Genomic DNA, 22,292 nt, shown 5'->3' with positions numbered 1-22,292 from the left:
AATCACTCCTTATCCTAATACTGGTTTATTGAATTCATCTAAGATATCCACGTCATCAAACGTGAAGTCAATATCTTCTTCTAACGCGTCTGAATCAACATCAAACTGAGCCATAATTACGCTATCAAGATTAACATTTTTAAGAACTGTGGTTTGCTTTCCAATAGAAGACGTTGGGTCCTCATTTACTACCTGGATATCAAAATAAATATCTTTACCATTTTTAATATAATCAAGCATCATCTTTCTAAATAATGATGTCGCATAATATATTGTCATACTACCGGATCCACTCCACCCTGTAGCTTTATGTTGAGTTCCTCTTTTTCCTAATGTCTTAATTTCTGCCTTGTTTTTTTCAGCAGTTGCCTCAAGATTTTTTGCATAAAACATTTCTTCTACTTGACCATTAATTGTAGTATATGCTCTTGCTTCTTGACCGCTTATAGTATCATCCGCTTTAAAAAAGCCCATTTTAACACCTCCTAATTTAATTCAACTGTCATGTATAATTTTTCCATGCTATCAACTGGTTGTGCTTTTACATTAACTATAATTGCATCAATATCTATACCAGCACTAATTGTAATATCACTACCAGCATCAAAATTTTGTATTGCTCCAATGCCCTGTAAACTTTCTAGATATTTAATAATTTCAGCTTTTAATAAATTTCTACCATCAGCATCATTATTAATTTTACCTATGTAGTAATCACTAAATATACTTTTTATATCATTTGCAATTGCATCTAAACAACGTATTACTCTATTTTTTCTAAACTGACTTCCTTTGTCAGCTGCTAAAGTTTTTAAGGTATTAATATCTTGTTCAATAACAATCTTTCCATTATTATCTATAAATACTATTTCTCCATCATTTAATGCTGATACTATTTGAGTATTAGTATATTTAGTATCAACGTCAATAGCACCCTCATATACTTTATATGTATTTGATTCATTTATTGCTGCACCTGCTGTTACTCCCGCAACCCAAGCAGTAGCTTTTACTTTATCAATAACACTACCATCATCTAATTTAACGCCATTCTTAACGCTAATAATTCCTTCAAAATCAGCACTATGATAATCTGCAAGAACTGCTTGTACTTTTTTGCCCTCGTCATTTCTTAATCTTTTAATAAAGGCTCCTGTAGCAGATTTGATGGTATTATCTTCTATTGGTAATGCCATAGTATTAAAATCTTGAACACTTATAGATTCAAAATAATCCATATAATCTTGTGTTGTAGCAGTTGAATCTGAACCTCCTGATAGTACAATTCCTGAACTTTTAACTATATCTCCTGTGCCTGAGAAAGTAACATATGGATTTTCTTTCAAACTTTTAATCGTTGTTCCTATTTGTCCAAATACTGCATTTCCATCAATAAAAGTGGTTAAATAAAATTTCCCTGAAACATCTACATCTTCAACTATACTTACTTTTATATCGTTTCCTTTTACACCTTCATATTTAGCAGTTATAGTTAAATCACCTACTTTTTTACTAGCCTTAGTACCTCCATTAACTCTATATACAAGTACTTTAGATGCACTTTTTAGTGCTTCTTTAATTAGCAATACTTCTGTACACCCAAATAACTCCATTAAATTAGTTTTAGATGTAATTTCAATAACTTGTTTTTTAGATCCAAAACTTAAAGCTAAAGGCATAGTAACAATACCTCTGTCACTTATTGACCTTTTAACTTCATTTTTAGATTCAAAGTTAATATATACACCAGGTCTAACTTTATTTTGATTTGACCATGTACCACCAGCCATTATTTAACACCTCGTTTCATTTCCTTTTCCAATAGAGATTTAACTTCATCTATGGTATATTCTTTATTTTCTAAGATCGCTGTTAATAAATACTTTTCTTTTAAAGAAAATTGATTACTTCTAAGTATTTGTTCTATTGAATATTTCTTTACTTCTTTATTTGCCATTTTCTTTTACCTCCAAATCCTTTAATTTTGGAATAGATTGTTGTTCTTTTTTTATTCTAATATTATAATCCACAAAAAAATGAAGTACCTTATCAATAACTTCATGGTGCATATTAATGCCTTTTGCCATGTTATTTAATAAATACTCCATCTTTTCATATAAGATATCAGCCACTACTTCACACTCTTTATTTGTAGTACCAAAGTAATGAATATCTAGATTATAAGTTCTTTTATACCTAGTATTTAGTTCTCTTTTTTGGGAACCGTTTAATACTTTTACATAGAAACTAGGTTCTTGAAATCCTTGTGTTACTTCTTCTGCGTATATAGGAATATCCGGATATAAATAATCTAGTTGTTTAATAACCTCTTGTCTAATCATCTTTAAACAACTCCTTTAATGCTTTTTGGATATGTTTATCTGCAATTTTTGGGATTAAAGCTTCAACTTCCTTCAAGGAAATGGTTAACATGAATTTACCCTCAACCCAACCTTTATTATTTCTTTTTCTATGGCCATATTCTACAAATGGTCCATATTCAGTAGGGTTATAAATTTCTATTTCTAGATTATTTCCTTTTCTTCTTGCATCAGTTATATACCAATTTTTCTTAAGAGTACCACCTGTATGATCTTTATATACTCCTGTTGGAGTTCTCTTCTTTGTTTTCCTTAGAGCTCTATTACCTAATTCATATAAAATAGCAATCATAACTTTGTCACTAATCTTATTAGCTTTTTCAAATTTCTTGGCCATCTTTTCAAATGACTTGTAATCAAACTTTCCCCATTTTTTAGCCATGACCTTCCTCCAACAACTCTATCTGTTGATGTGAACTTCTTATAAAAGGTTTACCACTACAACTTAGTTTATAAGTTGCTCCATCTTGGGTAACTGTTATCTTACTACCTGGTAATACAGTTATTTCAGGTGCCATAATAAGCTTGTAGTTTACCTTGATTTTAGCTTGAACTTCTGTTTGATTTGCTACATTGATTTTAGGATGAATTAATAAACATGGTTGCATTGATGCAACCAAATTATCCTTATGAGTAGTTTCCCCATCTACTTTTGCTGCTTGTGAATTAGATATCGTACATCTTCCTCTATACCTTTTTTCAAGACTTTTTCTATGTTTGTTCATGGCTACCACCTCATTACTCTTGGGGGAAATTCTTTTCTATACTTGTTGATGAACATCTTATCAATTGTTTCATATGATGTAGAAGTATCTCCATCAGTAATACTTTTTACATAACCCTCTTCATGTTCATATTTGTAATATTCTACCACCATTTTAGTTATAAGATTTATATAATTATCAGGAATGGTATCTATATTACAATAATTGGTTACTACTAGTATTACTTCATCTATGTAATCGTTTAATAGATCATCTTTAGTATCTTCATTTATCTGAAGCCTAGTCTTGGTTTTCTCCAGTATCTTGGTTTTCTCCATCCTTTTCACCTTCTAATAAAGCAATTAATTTATCTTTTTTCATATCAGAATAACCCTTATAACCTTTTTCTTTAGCTAAGTTTTTTAAGTCATCTACTTTCATGTCATTATAATCTATTTCCTCTACTTGTTCATTGGCTAATTCTCTACGTCTACGTTGAAATGCTGTTGCGCTCATATTAATTAATACCTCCTAAAAAGGATGGGTTATCTTCCCATCCTATAGTTTATGTACAAATTTAACAATACGAATTGCCTTTTCTTCGTATACTCTTACCCAGTTACTACCTGTAGCTAGTTCAACATTACTTGGTGAAGATCCTGCTGCTGTCCCTCTCCATTTAATTCCTCTTGGATGTAATATATAATGCTTACGATTAATTAAAATATCATCACCTGCTAAGCTATCTCTATCTGTTTCAGTAGGTACCGGTGGATTACCATTTCCAAGTCCGATTGCTCCTTGACCGAATAGATAAGTTGTATATTTACCTGTTTTTACTGGACAGCCATCATCTACTATTACTCGTTTTTCCATAAAATATTTTATTGGTCTTCCTTCACTATCCGGGATGGTTTCAATCAAATTATTTTTCCTTAGCTGTGCTTCTGTTGCTGAATGCATAACTGTAGCTGTTAATAATTCTTTTGCATCTCCCATCAATTGTAATGCATCTATAAAGGATGCTCCTTCTATTTTTTCAGCACCACCCGTTTTACCAGATATATCGAGTATTTTGCTAGTCATATTGCCGGCACCAAATGCACCGTTTAATAAGTTAATTAATGTTTTTTGCATCATTCTAGTCCAATAAGAAGCTGTTAAATCTCCTATAGCCTTCATAGGATCACTGCCGGATAAAGCTTTTGCTAAATCATTAGCACTCCATGCTTTACCACGCATAAGTAGTACAGCCACGTCTTGACCTGCAGTAATTTTTTGTGGTGTTAATGCTCCGCTATCAGATAAAACTTCATCATCACCGTTTAAATCTTCCCAGTATGGCATATTAATAGTTTTACCACCACTTGAAGCAAGTGCATCTAGTTCTGGGTTATGTGAAATTATCCCACTTTGATATAAAGCAGATAACTCCATTGTTCTTTGTACCACATAAGGGTTAAATACCTCTGGTACTATTACGTCAGCAATTCTTGTGTTTGCCATTTAAAATCATTCCCTTCAATTTTTATATTTGTGCCTTTAATTGTTTTGCTAATTCCGGATCTTCTCTTAAAATCCTACCTTGTTCAGTAAGGTTATAATGTTCCTTACTCCAAGGATTCTTAGTTGTTGATTTATGGTCCGCACCTGGTGCATGTGGTTCTCTTCCTCCAACTCCTGGACCATCTTCACCAAAAAGGTAACCGTCAGACTCTTTTAGCTTTTCTAGTTGCTCTTTTAAACCTAATAGGTCACTGCCATCAACTTTGATTACATCAAGATTTAATAAAGCCATTACAGCTTTTTTGTTTTTGGCTCCTGCAACACTTAATGCTTCGGATATTGCAAAATCTCTCTGTTGCTTCGCAAGTTTTTCATCATACTCTGCTTTGGCTGTTTTATTGGCTTCCTGAAGTTCTGTTATTTTTGTTTCTAGTTCCTCGTTGCCTTTTGCTTTAGCTTTTAAGTCTTTAAGCTGAGTATCTCTTTCTTTAATATCTTCTTCTAGTTGTTTCTTGGTGTCATTTAATTGATCAAACTTTTGTTTGGGAATATAATTACCATCACTTACAATAGCTATTTTATTATCACCTAGTTTTGCTATCAGTTGGTTATATAGTTCCTCACCTAATAATTCTTTTAATTTATCCATCTTCATACCTCCGTTTAGTTTTTATTACGTGTTACCCTCCACGCTACGGTCTTTATTCTTTAGGCTCTACAAATGCTAAAAAAGAGCAAAATAAAAACACCCTTATGGATGTTAATATATAAATTAAGCACCTACTATTTTTTTTAGTAAGTGCTTAATTTATAATACTATCTCTAGCTGATTCAATATCAATTTTCATATCTATATCTTGATGTTTTTTTTCTAGTTCTTCAAGAAACATAATAAAATCTTTACTTTGAAAATTATATGCCATATCTTCAAAATATGGTGATATCCATTCCAATTCTTGTTTTTTACAATTATCCAAATAATCCATGGTTTCATCTATGTTTCTACTAAGTATATCTACTATTTCATCAAAGTAATCATCTAGTGATGGAGATGCACCATTTTGAGTCATTTGTTCAATAATTGTTATATTTTTACTTATTATTTTTTTATCTATCAATTTAATCATCTCCTAACATTCTTTGAATTTCATCTGGAAAGATAGTAGTAACTTTTCGTTTCTTGCAATCATAACATATACCTACTGTAACATTTTTATAGTTAGCGTACTTAAATATGGCAATTGTTTCTTCATCAACTCTTTTCACATCTAATAAATACTTTGACTTATCCATTAAATTAGTTACATATAATCCAGCTTTTTCGATTTGTTTTTTTGACCATTTCTTCGGAAACCACGCTTGCCCAGTACCTATTTTTTTAGACTTCATTTTATGTGATGGTACATTGCCAATCCTTACTCCGTTTTTATATTCCTTAACTATAGTATACTCTATATCATAATTATTTAAAAGTAAAATATTATCTTGACCATGCCCTCCACTTTTGAATTTTCCAACAGTACTTTTCTTAGGATTTTTAGGATTTGTAAATTCTCCTATATTTGAATGTTCTAATGTCTTAAATGAGATTTTTAACCCTTTTTCATTGTTTTCTAATCCATTTGTATATTTACCTGCAACATATTCATTATGCCACTTATTATAGCTCATGTCCCCATCTACATAGAATGTTTTACCATCTATTCTAGCAGCTCTTTTACTGTCATCATCTTCAAAGTATGGAATAGTAGTTGATCTACAAAAACTATGTAATGGTGGATAATTAACTCCTGTTTCTTTTTGTGATATCTTAAAAACTTTACCATCCATTGATTGACAAAGTTTTGATGTATGTAAATCAAGTGTGGCCAAAAACTCATATTCATCTATACCTTGTGATTTATAGGCCTTTGCTGAAGCTTCTCCTGATATATAAGCCGATTCAGTTTGTATTATTCTTGCAGACCTATACTTATCAACCCTCATTCGTTCAGAAAAGTTTTTAATTGTTTTCCTGACATCATCCCCACGAATAAAAGATTGTGCAAGATTGGTTTCTAGTTCATCAATTAGTTTAGCCTTATCATTCCACAAGTTACTAGAAAAATTACCATACTTCCAAGGTTTAGATAATATTTTATTAACTGCATCCTGGTTATATGATGTAAAGCTTATGCCTAGATTAGTACCCTTTTGTAACTCATATATGGTCCTGTAATATGTATCTGTGAATGTATCTTCTAGTAATTCCTTAGTATTATTAAGAATACCATTATGCAATACCTCAACATAACCTCTAATCTGTGTATTAATGGCCTCAAGTCTGCTTATCCTGGACTTAGCATACATTGCATCTAGTTCTTTTTCAAAGCCACCATCTAATGCCATTTGTCGATACTCTTCAAGAGTTATATCCCAATCCATCTTTTCAACATTAGTTAATAACTTTCTAGCTGCAGCATAAGATATTCCCACTGCTTCTGCATACCTTAAATAGAATACTTCAATGTCTTTTTCAATGCTTAACATTGCCCTTTTATATTTTTTTTCTAAACTATTAACTAATTCATCAGCTTTTTGCTCCTGGTCTTTTGCAAGTTTCTCCATTCTTTTAGTCCAGTAGGTTTTACTCTTCATTTTCTCCACCTACTTTTTTATTAGGCTTAAGATACGGATCACTCTCTCCTAATTGCTCCTGTTGTTCTGTTTTAATTTTTCTTTCTTCTTCCTGTTCATCATCTACCCATGGATGATGCGCCATAGCAGTTCCCTTAGATATAATTCCTTGAGACTTAGTACATATATCAACTATTTCAGCTTCATTTGTTATTGGGCTCTTAGTCACAGTAATTTGAAAGTCTTTGTAATTATTCTCTTTACTATTAGATCCTTGTTCTATCTTTATACCCTCTATAACAAACCATAAGAACTCTCTGATAGCTTTTTTAAACCTACGTTCTGTAATGTTAGCTTTAAGGTCCAATAAATTATATATAAACTTAAGAGCAACTCCGCTAGGATTATTACCAAACTTATCAGTTTTAAAGTTAACTCCTTGCCCAAACATGAAGATATTTTCTTCTAGTCTATCAAGCATTTCCTTTTTAGCTTCTATTGGTATTTGTATGCTTAAAGATGTAACGTCACCATCTTCTGATACTTTAATACCCTTATATTTCTTTAGGTTCTGCTTAAATTCTGATAGGTCTGTACCTTCATAGCCTTTCAGAATAAAAACTATCTCTTGTAGTTCTTCAAGGTTATTGGCAAGGTCTGATACATTCTTGTCATACTGATCTATTAATGATTTATAAAACTTAAGATCTGAATATTCTTCAGGATTATTTCTAAATGGTATAAAAGGAACTCTGCCCCATCCAAACCCTTGACCGTTTTTGTAAAAATGACTACATGGATTATTTTTCACTGTATCATCAAATACATATTCTCCATTTTCAGCTTTAATATAATATTCTATATTTTGATCTGTCCAATATTCAACTCTATAAGAATCTCTACCATTAATCTGTATAGGGTAATAATATATTACAGCTTCTAATTCTTCCTGGTATGATGTGTCCCAAATTGCAATAATTTGTTCAGCAGGTAAAATCCTATACTTGAATTCTCCTCCTTTTTTTTCATCAGTAAAGCATACATGTAACCATTCAATACCCTTATTACTAGAATTTCTTACTAATGTTTGTATTTTATCATTAAAGTCTTCAGCAAGTTTTTTATTAATAGCTTCTGTCAATTTCTTATCCTTATCATTACTGATTGTAATGGGTTTACCAAATAAATATGCTCCCTTTTGATCTACAAGTAACTTATGAAAATTATGAGATACTTTGTTATTTGCAACTTCTTCATCTTGTACTTTATTACCATTACTATCGTATTGATACATTTTCCTGTTAGTTATTTCGGTATTTTCGTTGTTGTAATACTTAACTCCCTCTACATACTTGGAGATATTATGACCTTCTATGTATTCTTTTATTATTTTTGCATTTGTCACATTTCCCATATATTCTAACTTTGCTGTTATTAGTTCCATATCTGTTACATACATGATTTACACCATCCTTTTAACTATTCGCAAAATAAATATTATACGCAGTGTTTATGTGATTTTTGGCTATTTATACGTTATTTTAGTAATAATTAGTGTATTTTTATTCAAACATCATACTTTTTTGTATAATTACTCACGATTTAAGCAACCCACAACTTGAATAATATACATTACTTAAGAAATTCCAATTCCTTTTTAACCATATCTCTTTCAAGAGCATATCTAGTAGCATCTATAGAGTGATTATCTTTATCTTCTAGTTTAGCTTTAACGTTACCGTCTTTATCCGTTTGATAATCTATTGATTCAAATTCTCTTGCAGTATTAGGTGTTCTTTTTGGATCAATAATAATCTCATTCAAATCATCCAACCATTTCTCACCAAATTCAACACTTCCAGGACCTTTTCTTGCTCCTGTAAATTTACACTCGAATGTTTTCATCTCTGAAATAGATTTAGGCTCTGCACTGTCTGCCGTTGTATTAATGGTGTTGTACTTCTTTTTATGTAGATGAAAAGATAACTCTCTATTAGACTTTTTAACACCGTAATATTCATCGATAATATATATCTTTCTTCTAGTCTTATCATAATGAAGCCTTATAAATGCTACTGGATCAACTGCATATCCCCAGTCACATCCTTGCCTAATATTATCAAAAGAACTTATTTCTTCATCAGATATATCTCTAAAAACTAAATTATCAAATGGCACTACACCACTTCCAATAGGTTCTCCTAAATACTCCCATCTGTACTTGAATTCTTTATTTTCCTTTACTTCGTTAGCTTCTTCCCTAAAGGCTTTTGAAATATGCGGATTATCCAAATAAGTACTGTGATGAACAATAGTATTTTGAGGTATAAATTGAGTTTCATATTTTTTATTAACCCAACTTTGCTTTCTTTTAGGAGGATTGTAAGAGTAATAAAATGCATAAAAAAGACCATCAGGTAATTCAGCTCTTAATACTGAATTCTCTATGGTCGTTACCTCATCTTCTGTTTTGAATTCTGCCAATTCCTCTATCCATAAAAAAGCTACTGGAAATTTTGCCATCTTTATTGATTTAATTTTTGATGGATCATCTGCCCCACGAAAAATAATTTTATTCCCCCTGGGTAAATACGTTAGCTGTAATGGTGACTTTTTAATATCCCAAAAAGATTCAACACCCATTATATTAATAGCTTCTTTAAGCTGTTCAAATACACTCTCTGACAATGTATTTCCTACTTTTCTGATACACAATGTTGTTACTGGGTATTTCATCATGTCCTTTATTAATTTAAACCCTATATGAGCCGATTTGCCACTCCCTCTACCACCTTTTGCAACGTGCTTTAAATATTTGTGTGAGTTAGAAGCTTTCCAAAATGGGATAAAGGCCTTATTAACTATTTCAGACATTCTTATTTCAGCCATTATCATCACCTAAATCGTCTATTATTGTTACTCCCACACTTGCGTTAACATTTGTATTATCTGTAAATAACGAGTACCTTTTTCCAAGAAGTTCAGCAGCTTTTAATTTTTCCTTTTCATCAGGTGCCTTTTCAATCCTTCTTGCTGATGACATACCGTCACCGTCACCCTCAACAACTACTATCTCTGCTTGGGATTCGCCTCTCATTACAGTAGTTAGATATTTCAAAACTTCTGCTGCATCTGCGATTCTTTCACCTTCTATTTGTTTCAGTCGTTCATCTATATAGTTTTTGATATCTAGTTTTGACAAGTTTTCACTTGCAACTCTGTTTAGATTTTTACCTTTATATCCTGCCTTTCTTGCTGCTTCTGTGGCATTGCCAAGTTTTATAAAATAATCCGCAAATGCCTTTTGTTTTAAGGTAAGCTTCACAATACCACCTTCTTATTTTATTTTTATAAACGAAAAAAGAGCCACAATAGGCTCTCAATTATCTCTAAATATAATTTTACTCATTAACATAATACCACATTTGAATTATCATGTAAATACCATGTTTTTATCATTTATCAAATTTCATTCCATCAATACCGAACAATAATATACTTAATTCGTTGATAGCTTCCTTTTCCCATCTTCTAACTGTCATATGTCCACAGTTAAGTTGCCTTGCTACATCCTCAAAAGAACAATTATGTATGTATATCAGTTTAATCACTTGATATTTTTCTATTTGACCTCTATCCGTCATATTTTCTTCTAATTGTGACATGGCCGCATCAATATTCGCTAACATGATTAATGTTCTAGTTTTAGATTGTCTGACAGATTCGATATACAATTCATCTTTATCGTAATAATCCTTTTCAGTATTGATTATATCATTAACTTCCTTGATGTTCACTTTTGCATTAACTAAGTGTTCACTAAGAGAATTATAGTTTCTTAGCAATAATTTAGTATTCCTAAACCTATAATCCTTCTTTCTTTTTTTCTCTTGGTCCTGATATTTTTTGACTGCTCTTTCTGCTGCCATATCTGCTATTTTTTCAAGTCTTCCCTGGTTATTTTTGTTTGGCATATTATCTCAACCCCTTATTACGTTTTCTCTCTTTCCAAACTTTCTGTTCTTTGATTGGATTATCTAGTAGATTTTGAAGATGTTGTAGCGTCTCCATAACCTCTTTATCTGTTTCTCCGCTGATACCATACGCATTAATTAATTTATTAACTGTAACAATAACATGTGCTGATTCTTCTGCTAACCTTGTTAAGAATTCATTATACCGTAGGTTATCCCAACCATTGATTACTTCTTTAAGCTCCTCTATTTCCTCAAGACATTTTTCCCTTGCATTCTCTAACCCATAAAATCTATTAAATTCTATTAATATGTTTTTTGCTTGTAATTTGTCCATCTAATCAGCCTTTCTATATTTTTTAACCCTTGCTTTTACAGCTTCCATCAATGCATCTTGTCCTGTGGCTTTATTCTCTAGTGCCAAAAGTACATCCTCATCAATTGTACCTTTTGTAACGAGGTGATGGATAATAACATTTTGCTTTTGTCCTTGTCTATCTAATCTTGCATTTGCTTGCTGATAGAGTTCTAAGCTCCAAGTAAGTCCAAACCAAACTATGATATGACCGCCGGCCTGTAAATTTAATCCGTGACCACAGCTTGCAGGATGCGCTAGAAGTAGTCTAATATTTCCTTTATTCCATTCTTCTATATCTTTTGAAGTCTCTAACTTTTTAGGCTTGTACTTCTTAAGCTGTTTCATAATACGGTCATAATCGTGTTTGAAGGAATAAAATACAAGTATCGGTTTACCATTCGCACAATCAACAATTTCCTCTAAGGTATTGAGTTTTTCGTTATGTATATCTCTAACTACTCTATCCTCGTTATAAACTGCCCCATTAGCGTATTGCAATAATTTATTACTAAGTCCTGCGGCATTGGCCACTGATATTTCTTCTTCATCCATAAACTGAAGAACCATCTTCTTTTCAAAGTCTGTATAACTCTTTTGGTCTTTATTCGATAATACAACGTCTACTGTTCTATCAATACGTTCCGGTAAGTTTAAATAATCCCTCGCTTTCATGGATATACAAATATCACTTATTTTCTCATAAATTCGTTCTTCACTCTGTTTTTTAAGCTTATAATTAAAAACCACATGACCATTGGTTTGTCCTGGATTAAAATAATTGCTTCTGTAATGGCCAATAAATTTACCTAACCTCTCGCCCATATCTAGTAAATACAACTGACTCCATAAATCTATTAAACTGTTAGGCGAAGGTGTTCCAGTAAGTCCAACAACACGATTGACTATTGGTCTTACCATCTTCAATGCTTTAAATCTTTGTGCTTTCGGTGATTTAAAACTTGATAATTCGTCTATTACCACCATATCGAACGGAAACGCTGTTCCATAATAACCGACTAGCCATGAAACGTTTTCTCTGTTGATTATGTAAATATCCGCTTTAGTTTTTAATGCTGCTTTTCTTTTAGCCGCTGAACCTAAAACCTTTGAATACCTTAAATGCTTTAAGTGGTCCCATTTTTTAATTTCTGCATCCCAAGTTGCATCAGCTACTCTTAATGGTGCGATAACTAGTACCTTGTCAACTTCTAATTCTTCATACATCAAGTAACTAATAGCTGATAACGTTGATACTGTTTTCCCAAGTCCCATGTCTAAAAATAATCCGCAATATAAGTTTTTTATGATGTGATCTATTGCATGTTTTTGGTAATCGTATGGTTTAAATTGCATCTTTTCTCACGTCCTTAATGAATCTATCTAATGCCTGTTGGCTATCAACTTTATAAACTTTAAATCCTAATTTCTCTAACTGTTTTTTTCTAGTTTGCTGTATATCTCTAAGTTTATCTCCTGTACTTTTTGTCTCAACCCAATATACTTTACCTCCTGACATTAAGATTAATCTATCGGGGGCACCTACAAAATAAGTTGGTATGAACTTCTCTGCTCTGCCTCCAAGTTTTCTGATTTCTTCTCTTAATTTTTTTTCAATTAGCTTTTCATTCATAGATACCACTCCCAGATAGTTTCTCCGTTTTTGGCAGCCCTTCTCGTACTGATATCTAAATTATATTTAGCTTTTCGTATCTCTTTTTTAGAATACCCTTTGTCGGATAAAATCTTTTTCACTTCTCTACAATCTACTGATCCTTTACTTAAAACTCTTCTAAATTCCTCTTCAATTGCTGTCAAATTAAGACCTCCTCATCATTTACTAAGGTGACAAAGTCCTCTATTTCCCTATACGTGTATGCATATTAGGGGCATTATGTATATATATTCCCCCTAATATTTATATAAAGCTATATAATTAAACTTTGTCACTATTGTCACGTTAACACCGCAAACCGTTGATTTTTCAACGTTTAGTAGATGTGACAAAGTATGTGACGTTCGTCAATTTTTGTCACCATTGTCACGCATGCTACCCTATACTTTTCTGCCCTATTTCACCCACTTTGTCACGCTTTTCGGCTTTGTCACACCACTTTGTCACGCCTTAATTCTTTCGTATGCTCTCTGAGGTCCATACCCTTTTATTCGCATACGTCCTCCTTTATTGCCACATTCTTGCCAACCTTTTAAGGATTTCATAATGGTGTGCAATTCACTTGATTTACGCCTATCCAAGTCTTTTCTCTGTCCATTAAAATACTCAACCCATATTTCTAAAACACAGATCTTTTCTCTTATCATCGTGCCTTCTTCGGTTAAATCATCAGCATTCTGTATATAGTTTACTCGCTCGTATACGTCCATATCATACCAGTTAGAAGGTACTGGGGTATCGAGGTACATTTCAACAGCCCCGGCCCTATCATCCACTTTACTATGTTTCTCTTGAACCTTCCTTGCCTCTGCTTCGATTTCAGCACTTAGATATAAAGGTTCTTTCTTGTTATAGTACTCTTGTGCCTCTGCCCATATCTGATCAATCTCATATTGGTCTAGGTCTTTAAACATGTTTTTCTCGGGCTCTGTGATAAATGTCGATACTGGCCAAAATCGTCTATTACCAGTTACATCATTCAGGAAGTCCGTATTATTTGTGGTACCGAAAAACACACATTGACGTGGAAATTCTCCCGTTCTTCTACCATAAGCCACTCTGAATATATCTGTCTGCTTACTAATAAAGTGCTTGATCTGTTCGGTCTCTGCCTTTCTAAGACCTGCTAACTCTCCCATCTCAATAAGCCAATATCCTTGAATCTGCTCCGTAGCTTCTTTACCCTGTACAGTGGTAAAACTATCACTAAACCACTCTTGGCCAAGCTTCTTAAGAATGGTACTCTTACCTATTCCCTGCTTACCTACAAGGGTTAGTACATAATCGAACTTACAACCAGGATGCCTTACTCTTGCTACACATGCCACTATGGACTTACGGGTGACAGCTCTGATATATGCCGAATCCTCTGCCCCTAGATAATCAATGAGTAGTGTATCAAGCCTTTTCTCTCCATCCCATTTAAGTTTATCCAGGTAATCTCTTATAGGATGAAAAGCATTATCCTGAGTCACGTTAGATACAGCATCATCAATCTTAGTCTTAGAGAAGTTCCCATAGTGCTCTAAAAACTTTCTAACTCTCGCATCATCAGAATCCTCTAGCACTGCATCAGAAGCTACATTCCTATCAATTTTTCTCCAGGGTAAATGCTTAAGGGCTATATCTTTCTGACTGAATTTATTACGTCCAATACACCCTTTAATTCTTGGGTCATTAGATAGAATGACTTCTATATTAGATATGGTATTGTTAATCCTACCCTTGGTATCTCTATCTAGTTTAGCAACCCACTCTGTATCATCTTCTGTGAACTCGAAGTCATCATCAAAGTCTGATTGAATATCCCTAAGCTGCTCTTTTCCTAATTGCTTATTAACTGATTCATCATTAGATACAAAGTCATTCATAGCTTTAAATGAAGGCAATCTATTACTAGGGGTACTAGGTGCTGCATCTTCATCTTTAAGACCGAACATATGTATCCTTACAAGGTCAAAGGCATTACATAACTTTCCACTTGATGGATCCGTACCATGATGGCTAAATGCAAACTTATCATCATATACAACTAATCCTGCGGCTGTACTTCCGTCTTTATATGTATAACGATTCTCAATAACACATGCTTCGTAATCATCCTGTAGATACTTCTCTATAGCTTCATGAATGGTGTAACATCTACAGAAGGCACCAATAAGACCAGGCTTTTCAAGTGGATCTCCTTGCTTCTTTATGTTCCTGGCCACAACCTTATCGACTCTATCCGATATTGGCCAACTACTACTATCTTTCCAATCACGGTAACTATTAAGGACCTCATCAGCATCTAACCACGGCGCATCAATTGTGTCAAAAAGGTACTCTCCGTCCTTCGAAGTAGATGGAAAGTACATAAGTCTTGATGGCTGGAATGTCGTATCATCAAAATCATTGATACCTAAATCCCCAGCTATCCGCCTCGATATTGCCTCATATTCATCTGTAAATACTGGCCGGTTAATTGGTATAACTAATCGCAGTTTTGGATTCTCTGGCGTATGTTTATGTGTACTGTAAATGGCAGCTGCACACCCATACAACATATCAAGACTATCCAGGATATCTTGGTCTGCTTTGGCATGATCTATATCCAAGGTTATAACTGTTCTATTTTGAACGCTATCAGCCTTTCTTGTACCCTGATTAAGATAACCACCTACGAATCCACCTACATCCTTAATCTCTGCTTGCCGACTTCTAGGACTGGCCATATACTCATTGTGTGTCTCTGCAGTCCTTGTAGTCTCACTTAATTTATTAATTAGTTCAGACCATAGAATCTCTTTATTTTTCCATTTTGTTTCTTTACGGCTTCTTCCAACCGCTATTGATATCTCTCCATCATACTTCAATTAACGTCACCTCAATTTAATCATTCCAATTATGACTAACCATTCTATCTATTTCATCAGCTCTAAAGTACTTATCCTTTTTACCACCCGTATAAAGGTATACTCCCTTAGACGTTATATGGGAGATAATGCCGGCACATCCTCCGCCATCGGTAGTATAAACAAAAACTTCGTCACCTTTGAAAAACATCGATTCTCCAGTGTGATCACTTTTAATGCAATACTCTGTTTTCAAATACTATCATCCTTTCTTTTTACTCCGGCCCAACATTACTCATCTTCTTCATACTCAAGATTCCTCTCGCTAAATTTATGCCCACATTCATTACATTTATAAAAATCCAATCCCATAATCACATCTATTGCTGTATGATCTACATTATCAGATTTACATTTATCGCAAATAATATCCAATACAACCACTCCTTTCTTAGTCAATGCTAAACACAATTTTTTCTAGATAATAAGATCATTAACAGGAACGCTTGTTAAAATTGTCATGTCTTCATCGAATTCAATGGCATGTAAAACACCATTTATTTTTACAAACCCCTTAATAAAAATAGAACTTATAAGATTACATACACGTGTCTCGTACTGCACCTCCGTGTCAATTAAATCAAACATAGATTTATCAGTTTTTTGGTATCTAACTGTTCTGCCCCTGCCCCAACCCATTAATGAAGCTGGTGTGGTTTTGAGTGCAAGAGCTAATTTCTCAACTTTTTCCTTAGGAATATTACTAATAACTCCGCTTTCATATCTCTGGACAGTTTGTCTAGATGTACCTACCATATTAGCAAGAGTTTCTAAGGTCATATCTAACGCTAATCTTTTCGTCTTAATATTTTCTCCTAGTTTATTCTTCATGATATCTAACCTCCTAATCCTTTAGATAATATTCCGTTTCGTATCCATCGCCTTTAAGTAATAATCCCGTAGCCCATTCTATTGGTTCACTCATAATGTCTAGAACTTCATCCATACTATATTCATCATTGTAAGGAGTATCAAGGATAACTTCATCATGTACATGCATTACTGTTTTATAACCGAATTTGTCTAGTCTTATCATTGTTTCACTTAAACAATCCCTAGCAATGGCTTGTATAATGTTCTCTGTTAATTTACCACCGTATGTAGTAATTCGCTTCCATTGCTTACTTGTTTGGTCCATACCTTCATATACTATTCTTTTACTTCCATAGGTTGGATCTATTTCAACAGAAGCTCTCATATAAGCTAAGTCTCTACCTGATGGTAATCTAACAAATAAGAACCCCTTTCGATAATAAAAAGTAATACCATATTGAATCCTAACCGGCACCTTTTCTTCTACTGCTTTTATAGCTGCATTACCTATTGTTTTCCACAATCTAACTATTGCTTTATTTGCATTTCTCCAGGCATTAACGATAACTGGTAATTCATCTTCTCCTATACCCATATCTAAAGCACCCATGGCCATTAATGCACCAGGCCCACCTTGATATCCTAAAGCAAGTTCTGCTATTTTTCCTTTTGCCCTTAGGGCATAATTCTCATGACCTTTTGCAATAGTTTCAATTGGCACATGAAACATTTGACTTGCAGAAGCTTCATATATCTTACCGTGTGTTGCAAATACGTCCATTCTCCATTTCTCACCGGCTAACCAAGCAATAACCCTTGCTTCAATAGCACTAAAGTCAGCTACAATAAATCTACAGCCATTGGATGCAATAAAAGCCGTTCTTACAAGTTGAGATAAAATACCAGGCACATTACCGTATAATATTTCTAATAAGTCTAAATCGTTGTCTAATACAATATTTCTTGCTAAATCTAAATCAGGTATTTTATTCTTTGGTAAGTTCTGTACCTGGACTAATCTTCCCGCCCATCTTCCTGTTCTATTAGCACCATAAAATTGTAATAAACCTCTTACTCTACCATCTGTACAAATCGCTCTGTCCATAGCTTCATATTTCTTAACAGAAGTTTTGGCCAACTTCTGTCTAATCGTTAGAACTTGTCTTAAATCCTCATTCTGTGCCTTTTCTAGTAATTCGGGAATAGCTGTCTTTGATAAGCTTTTTACTTCTATTCCTGTTATATCTAAAATCCACTTTTTTAGCTGTGCCACACTGTTCGGATTGTCTACTCCAGTTATTTCTTTAAGCTGATTTATAAGTCTATCTGTGTATGTATTGTTCATGCTTATTGCATTCTTAATCAATTGTGTATTTAGCTTTATACCCATATCATTTATGTTTTGATCTAAATACCACATCTGTTTTTCACTTTCCGGAATTATAAAGAATTTAATTTTATTACGGATATCCCTTTCAACCTCAACGTCCTGTTTACAGTAGGATTTAAAAGTATTCCATTTTTCAATATCGTGGTGTGGTAGGTTTCTAGTTCTACCACCATTCTTTTTGGTAGGTTTACAGGGTTTAGAAAAATAATTTATTAATGCCTTACCGGCTTTCATTTTTTGATTTTGTAGATTTAATACTTTTGCTACTTTATCTAATCCTAATGGCATACCGAGCATCGAAGCTTTTACCATAGTACACTCCCACTGTTCGACTGAATAACCCTCACCAAGATAAAAGAATTTATCAATACATATTCTTTCAAATTGTGCATTATAAGCAGTTTTTAATATGTTTTTATCTGTAAGTGCATCAATAACTTCTTGTGGCAATTCTCCATCTTGTGCTAAGTCAATAATCTGTACCGGTTCATCATCAAAAGCATAAGCAAATAGCAATATCTCAAAATCAGGAGAGTCTACATATTTGTAGACTCCAACCTTTGTAATATCCTCACTGCTGTATGTTTCAATGTCAATTGCTAACGTTCTCATAGTAAATCATCGTCTTCATCTTCAAAGATAAAATCATCATCAAAGTCTGAATCTGCTGAAGATCTACCCCCAAGAGGTTCACCGTCCTTTAGCTTCATAATGTGATTTAAACCACAAGCTATTCCTTTATTACCACTTGTATTAAATGGGTAAAATGTTACACTAGCACGACCATAGCAACCACTATACACTTCGTCCTGGTCCATTATTTTGTCACAATCCTTATCAACAATACCCGGTTTAGTCTTACAGTTAGCATTGATAAAATAACTATTCTCATAAGCTTCATCGTCAGGTCTTTCTTCATCACCATCACGTAGTGGTACTTTAAGATTAGCTGGTACTTTTCCGTTAAACTTACTACTCTTACCTTGTATCTTAGCATTTTCAATCGCTTGCTTAATTGCTTTTAAGGTCTTTTTATCAGACTTAGGGATAATGATAGAAGCCGAATATTTAGGTTCTTGACTTTCATCAATTGCATCTGGTTCCCATACGTGTAAATAACTAAATCTTACTAATCCTGTAATTACTTTTGTTTTTAAATTTTCCATGTTTCTTAATCTCCTTTTATATTATTTAAAACGGTAAATCATCATCTAAATCTCCAATAAGTACATATCCGTCCATTGGATCTACATCTTTTTTAAGATTATTAATCTCTTTATCTATAAATCCTTCAAAATCTTTCTTTGCATCATCTTCACTATGCCAAGATGGACGTTTATCTGATTGTGGTACAAGAGTGGGTTTACCTTGTGGCTTAATCACTAACTCAGATAATAATTCTTCAAATGTTTTTTTACCTATAGCTTTCTGCATAGCAGTAATACCTAATAACTCTTTTGGTTTATGTAATATTGATTCCTCATAGCCGTATTCAACTAAAGCTTTAAGTACTTTATCTTGATCTGCATATTTTCTATTACTTCTATCTTCAACAAGCTTATAGCCTGGATATTCATGTCCGTGATTTACAGCTTGATCAAGCGCAAAATCTTCTACTGCCTTTAACCATTTCTTGAAATCAGATACACGATTTAGAATATTTGTTATATCCCCATCATCTAGGAATGGACCTTGTTTAAAATCATATTTAGCTAACTCCATTTGTTCATCTGCGTAAGCTTTGCATTTAGCTTTTATCTTGCAGAACCTGCAATGGAGACCTACACAAAATTTGCCTTCACCTTTGAATGCTTTTTGTGCAATAGGTTTGATTGAATCCCCCCATGCACGTAACCCCTTGACCGTCATACTGAATTCTGAAATATTCTCTAACCTTGGTTGAACTATTGTTAATCGTATTTCTAGGATATCATAAAGCATGTCATATTCTGCAATAGCTCCAAGTCCGTATAACTTCATTTGTGAATTCTCTACTGCAGATACTTCTACACCTTTACCATATTTGAAATCAATAACTTCAATACAGTTATCTGCAATGATAAGGGCATCACCTGTGCCGAATCCTTTAGGTACAAAATAGGAAAAGTCAAGTTTTTGTTCTATAATAAGTTGTGCATCGGGTGTATTCTTCTTAGCCGTTAGATACTTTTCCCTAACTATTTCAGCATAAGAACTACAATAATCCAACATATCATTAGTAAATAACTCTTGTTTCTTAAACTTATTTAACCTCGTATTAAAAGTACGTTTTGTAAACTCATTATTGTTATATCTAATCATTAATTCGCCTATTGAATGGGCTAGAGTACCTTCTTCTGCAAAACTACTTGTTTTCTCAGGTTCTTTTTCTTCAAGTCTAGCTGATGGTGTACAAGCCAGCCATCTACTAGAACCCGAAGCGCTTAATACCGCGTGTGCCATTATACCAACCCCTTGACTTCTTTATAGAACGCAACATAATGTTCTTTACTAAGAACAGACACGCTTTTAGCTTCATACTTAGCTAGTAACCCTTTTACTGCTGGCTTGTCCTTCTTAGCCGCTTTTGCTGTAACCGCTCTTATTTCTTCTATTGATATATTTGGTACAGCAGTTTCAGTAGTTTCAGTTGATTCAGTTGATTCATCTTGTTTATCTGAATCTATACTTTTTGATTCTTCCTTTTTAGGCTGTTCTGCTTCTACATTCTGTTCAGGTTCTTCATAAGTTTTTACATTTTGTGATGATTGCATTTTACCTTGTTCAGGTTTAAATGCTTTTATCCCTCCTGCAAAACCGCTTAATAAATTCAAAACCTCTGGTGCAAGTGTGATTGTAACTTTAACTTCTAACATATTTTTCTCCCTTCTTGCTTTTATTAATACGTAATGGTATACTAATGTTGATTTATTAATACATTTAATTGTTGTCAGCTGTAATCAGCTGGCTTTTTTCTTTGTTGCAAACTGCCATAGCTTATACTCCAGCCTTTTAATTTCATCAGATTTATCGCTGTCTGCCATCTTGTCCAAAGCAATAAGTAATACAGACGCTTCATTTTGGCTAATAAGCATAGCCGGAATAAGCTTGTCCCCCTTTCTTGGATAAAATTTTAATATACTGTTTACCAGTTCTTTATCGGAGATATCTCCATCTATGTAATCTTGTATAAATACAAGTAGTTGTTTGTTCTTTCTGTTCTCAAAGTAAATTTTTATTAAGTTCCATATTGTGGCTATACAAGCTGTAATAATCATTGTCAATAGTGCAGTCTCATTGAAATTGTCTGTATTAACATTATTTCTACTCATTCTCATACCACCTAAATTAATTATTTATCTTCATGCGCCAACTTTTGACCGCAATAAGGACAATATTTCCACTTTACGCCCTCATATCGAGCAGTAGTGCTATATCTTTTTAGTCTGCTAGAATACCTTCTGATTCCATACAAGGTTCTTTCTGTTTCAAAAAATACTATAGGCGCTATTCCCTCTACTGTGTTTTTATTTATCACTGAATCAATTTCTTTTTTTAAACATGAACATGAAATTCTAATTCCTTTATATTCCATACTCAATCGCTCCTCTTTTTAGTTTTTATAGTCGGTAAATCAATCTTTACTGCTGATCTATTATTATTAGTTCATCCTCTGGAATGACCATCATTGAGCCATCACCACCTCTTAACCAGTATTCTTCTACTTCTAAGCATTTCAATAAATCTTTTATTTTCTTCCTGAAACTTTGTTTTTAATAATTCAAATTCAGCTTTTTCAACGACATCCCCTAGACTTTTAGCATCTAAGCTAAGAGACTTAATTAGGTTGTCATCTTTTTGTATTCTTCATTTCTCCCTTCACTAAATTAATTTTCAACTTCTTTTTCCTCAAAATAATCACAACTTAATGTATTCTCATCTATAAAATCTGGTTCAAGGTCTAATCCACCACTTAATAAACATCTTCCTTTTTCATCTCTATTG

The 22,292-nt window shown here is 33.2% G+C and carries 30 protein-coding genes; all 30 read right to left on the bottom strand.

All coding sequences use genetic code 11. The annotated features are described in order from the left end of the window. Window positions 1-9: 9 nt before the first annotated feature. Complete coding sequence (locus N4A55_RS02115) at window positions 10-474, bottom strand: phage tail tube protein (RefSeq protein ID WP_293753773.1); 465 nt, start codon at window positions 472-474, stop codon at window positions 10-12. Between the two features lie 11 nt (window positions 475-485). Further along, complete coding sequence (locus N4A55_RS02110; RefSeq protein ID WP_293753771.1) at window positions 486-1,790, bottom strand: phage tail sheath family protein; 1,305 nt, start codon at window positions 1,788-1,790, stop codon at window positions 486-488. Next, complete coding sequence (locus N4A55_RS02105; RefSeq protein WP_293753770.1) at window positions 1,790-1,957, bottom strand: hypothetical protein; 168 nt, start codon at window positions 1,955-1,957, stop codon at window positions 1,790-1,792. The genes N4A55_RS02110 and N4A55_RS02105 overlap by 1 nt, the downstream gene beginning before the upstream one ends. Continuing rightward, entirely contained in the window at window positions 1,947-2,342 is a 396-nt protein-coding gene (locus N4A55_RS02100; RefSeq protein ID WP_293753769.1) for a phage tail terminator family protein, read from the bottom strand. Before N4A55_RS02100 ends, N4A55_RS02105 begins: the two co-directional genes overlap by 11 nt. Beyond that, the gene (locus tag N4A55_RS02095) at window positions 2,335-2,763 is read right to left on the bottom strand and encodes an HK97 gp10 family phage protein (protein ID WP_293753768.1); all 429 of its coding nucleotides are present in this window, start codon (window positions 2,761-2,763) and stop codon (window positions 2,335-2,337) included. Before N4A55_RS02095 ends, N4A55_RS02100 begins: the two co-directional genes overlap by 8 nt. Next, a complete protein-coding gene (locus tag N4A55_RS02090; RefSeq protein ID WP_293753767.1) occupies window positions 2,756-3,106 on the bottom strand; it encodes a hypothetical protein in 351 nt (116 codons plus the stop codon). Before N4A55_RS02090 ends, N4A55_RS02095 begins: the two co-directional genes overlap by 8 nt. 2 nt (window positions 3,107-3,108) lie before the next feature. Further along, a complete protein-coding gene (locus N4A55_RS02085) occupies window positions 3,109-3,423 on the bottom strand; it encodes a phage head-tail connector protein (protein ID WP_293753766.1) in 315 nt (104 codons plus the stop codon). After that, window positions 3,386-3,601 (bottom strand): Rho termination factor N-terminal domain-containing protein, encoded by a 216-nt coding sequence (locus N4A55_RS02080; protein WP_293753765.1) that lies wholly within the window; start codon window positions 3,599-3,601, stop codon window positions 3,386-3,388. The genes N4A55_RS02085 and N4A55_RS02080 overlap by 38 nt, the downstream gene beginning before the upstream one ends. 42 nt (window positions 3,602-3,643) lie before the next feature. Further along, the gene (locus tag N4A55_RS02075; RefSeq protein WP_293753764.1) at window positions 3,644-4,591 is read right to left on the bottom strand and encodes a major capsid protein; all 948 of its coding nucleotides are present in this window, start codon (window positions 4,589-4,591) and stop codon (window positions 3,644-3,646) included. A 22-nt stretch (window positions 4,592-4,613) separates the two neighbouring features. After that, complete coding sequence (locus tag N4A55_RS02070) at window positions 4,614-5,240, bottom strand: phage scaffolding protein (RefSeq protein ID WP_293753763.1); 627 nt, start codon at window positions 5,238-5,240, stop codon at window positions 4,614-4,616. A gap of 154 nt (window positions 5,241-5,394) precedes the next feature. Further along, the gene (locus N4A55_RS02065; protein ID WP_293753762.1) at window positions 5,395-5,709 is read right to left on the bottom strand and encodes a hypothetical protein; all 315 of its coding nucleotides are present in this window, start codon (window positions 5,707-5,709) and stop codon (window positions 5,395-5,397) included. Window position 5,710: 1 nt separating this feature from the next. After that, window positions 5,711-7,228, bottom strand: a complete 1,518-nt coding sequence (locus N4A55_RS02060; RefSeq protein ID WP_293753760.1) for a minor capsid protein — start codon at window positions 7,226-7,228, stop codon at window positions 5,711-5,713. Further along, window positions 7,218-8,666, bottom strand: a complete 1,449-nt coding sequence (locus N4A55_RS02055; RefSeq protein WP_293753758.1) for a phage portal protein — start codon at window positions 8,664-8,666, stop codon at window positions 7,218-7,220. Before N4A55_RS02055 ends, N4A55_RS02060 begins: the two co-directional genes overlap by 11 nt. Window positions 8,667-8,839: 173 nt before the next feature. Next, window positions 8,840-10,096 (bottom strand): PBSX family phage terminase large subunit, encoded by a 1,257-nt coding sequence (locus N4A55_RS02050; RefSeq protein WP_293753756.1) that lies wholly within the window; start codon window positions 10,094-10,096, stop codon window positions 8,840-8,842. Further along, window positions 10,089-10,532, bottom strand: a complete 444-nt coding sequence (locus tag N4A55_RS02045; protein WP_293753754.1) for a terminase small subunit — start codon at window positions 10,530-10,532, stop codon at window positions 10,089-10,091. Before N4A55_RS02045 ends, N4A55_RS02050 begins: the two co-directional genes overlap by 8 nt. Window positions 10,533-10,662: 130 nt before the next feature. Next, window positions 10,663-11,181, bottom strand: coding sequence for a sigma factor-like helix-turn-helix DNA-binding protein (locus N4A55_RS02040; RefSeq protein ID WP_293753753.1), 519 nt, complete (start codon window positions 11,179-11,181; stop codon window positions 10,663-10,665). 1 nt (window position 11,182) lies between these two features. Further along, a complete protein-coding gene (locus tag N4A55_RS02035; RefSeq protein ID WP_293753751.1) occupies window positions 11,183-11,518 on the bottom strand; it encodes a hypothetical protein in 336 nt (111 codons plus the stop codon). Next, on the bottom strand, window positions 11,519-12,892 hold the full coding sequence (locus N4A55_RS02030; protein WP_293753750.1) for a DEAD/DEAH box helicase: 1,374 nt from the start codon (window positions 12,890-12,892) through the stop codon (window positions 11,519-11,521). It abuts the gene before it with no gap. Then, window positions 12,882-13,169, bottom strand: coding sequence for a VRR-NUC domain-containing protein (locus N4A55_RS02025; RefSeq protein ID WP_293753749.1), 288 nt, complete (start codon window positions 13,167-13,169; stop codon window positions 12,882-12,884). The genes N4A55_RS02030 and N4A55_RS02025 overlap by 11 nt, the downstream gene beginning before the upstream one ends. After that, entirely contained in the window at window positions 13,166-13,354 is a 189-nt protein-coding gene (locus N4A55_RS02020; protein WP_293753747.1) for a hypothetical protein, read from the bottom strand. The genes N4A55_RS02025 and N4A55_RS02020 overlap by 4 nt, the downstream gene beginning before the upstream one ends. Before the next feature lie 300 nt (window positions 13,355-13,654). Then, on the bottom strand, window positions 13,655-16,066 hold the full coding sequence (locus N4A55_RS02015) for a virulence-associated E family protein (RefSeq protein WP_293753746.1): 2,412 nt from the start codon (window positions 16,064-16,066) through the stop codon (window positions 13,655-13,657). Between the two features lie 16 nt (window positions 16,067-16,082). Beyond that, entirely contained in the window at window positions 16,083-16,256 is a 174-nt protein-coding gene (locus N4A55_RS02010) for a hypothetical protein (protein ID WP_293753745.1), read from the bottom strand. Window positions 16,257-16,336: 80 nt separating this feature from the next. Then, complete coding sequence (locus tag N4A55_RS02005) at window positions 16,337-16,480, bottom strand: hypothetical protein (RefSeq protein ID WP_293753743.1); 144 nt, start codon at window positions 16,478-16,480, stop codon at window positions 16,337-16,339. 42 nt (window positions 16,481-16,522) lie between these two features. Then, the gene (locus N4A55_RS02000; protein ID WP_293753742.1) at window positions 16,523-16,936 is read right to left on the bottom strand and encodes a helix-turn-helix domain-containing protein; all 414 of its coding nucleotides are present in this window, start codon (window positions 16,934-16,936) and stop codon (window positions 16,523-16,525) included. Window positions 16,937-16,949: 13 nt separating this feature from the next. Continuing rightward, window positions 16,950-18,920: a DNA polymerase gene (locus N4A55_RS01995; RefSeq protein WP_293753741.1), complete on the bottom strand. Its 1,971-nt coding sequence runs from the start codon at window positions 18,918-18,920 to the stop codon at window positions 16,950-16,952. After that, a complete protein-coding gene (locus N4A55_RS01990; RefSeq protein WP_293753740.1) occupies window positions 18,917-19,474 on the bottom strand; it encodes a DUF2815 family protein in 558 nt (185 codons plus the stop codon). Before N4A55_RS01990 ends, N4A55_RS01995 begins: the two co-directional genes overlap by 4 nt. 25 nt (window positions 19,475-19,499) lie before the next feature. Further along, a complete protein-coding gene (locus N4A55_RS01985) occupies window positions 19,500-20,750 on the bottom strand; it encodes a DUF2800 domain-containing protein (RefSeq protein WP_293753739.1) in 1,251 nt (416 codons plus the stop codon). Then, window positions 20,750-21,163 (bottom strand): hypothetical protein, encoded by a 414-nt coding sequence (locus N4A55_RS01980; RefSeq protein WP_293753737.1) that lies wholly within the window; start codon window positions 21,161-21,163, stop codon window positions 20,750-20,752. Before N4A55_RS01980 ends, N4A55_RS01985 begins: the two co-directional genes overlap by 1 nt. A gap of 84 nt (window positions 21,164-21,247) precedes the next feature. After that, window positions 21,248-21,619 (bottom strand): hypothetical protein, encoded by a 372-nt coding sequence (locus N4A55_RS01975; protein WP_293753736.1) that lies wholly within the window; start codon window positions 21,617-21,619, stop codon window positions 21,248-21,250. Window positions 21,620-21,639: 20 nt separating this feature from the next. Next, window positions 21,640-21,888, bottom strand: a complete 249-nt coding sequence (locus N4A55_RS01970; RefSeq protein ID WP_293753735.1) for a hypothetical protein — start codon at window positions 21,886-21,888, stop codon at window positions 21,640-21,642. Between the last annotated feature and the right edge of the window lie 404 nt (window positions 21,889-22,292).

Source organism: Vallitalea sp. (assembly GCF_025211055.1).
GTDB lineage: Bacteria > Bacillota > Clostridia > Lachnospirales > Vallitaleaceae > Vallitalea.
This window is presented reverse-complemented; position numbering and strand designations above follow the sequence as displayed.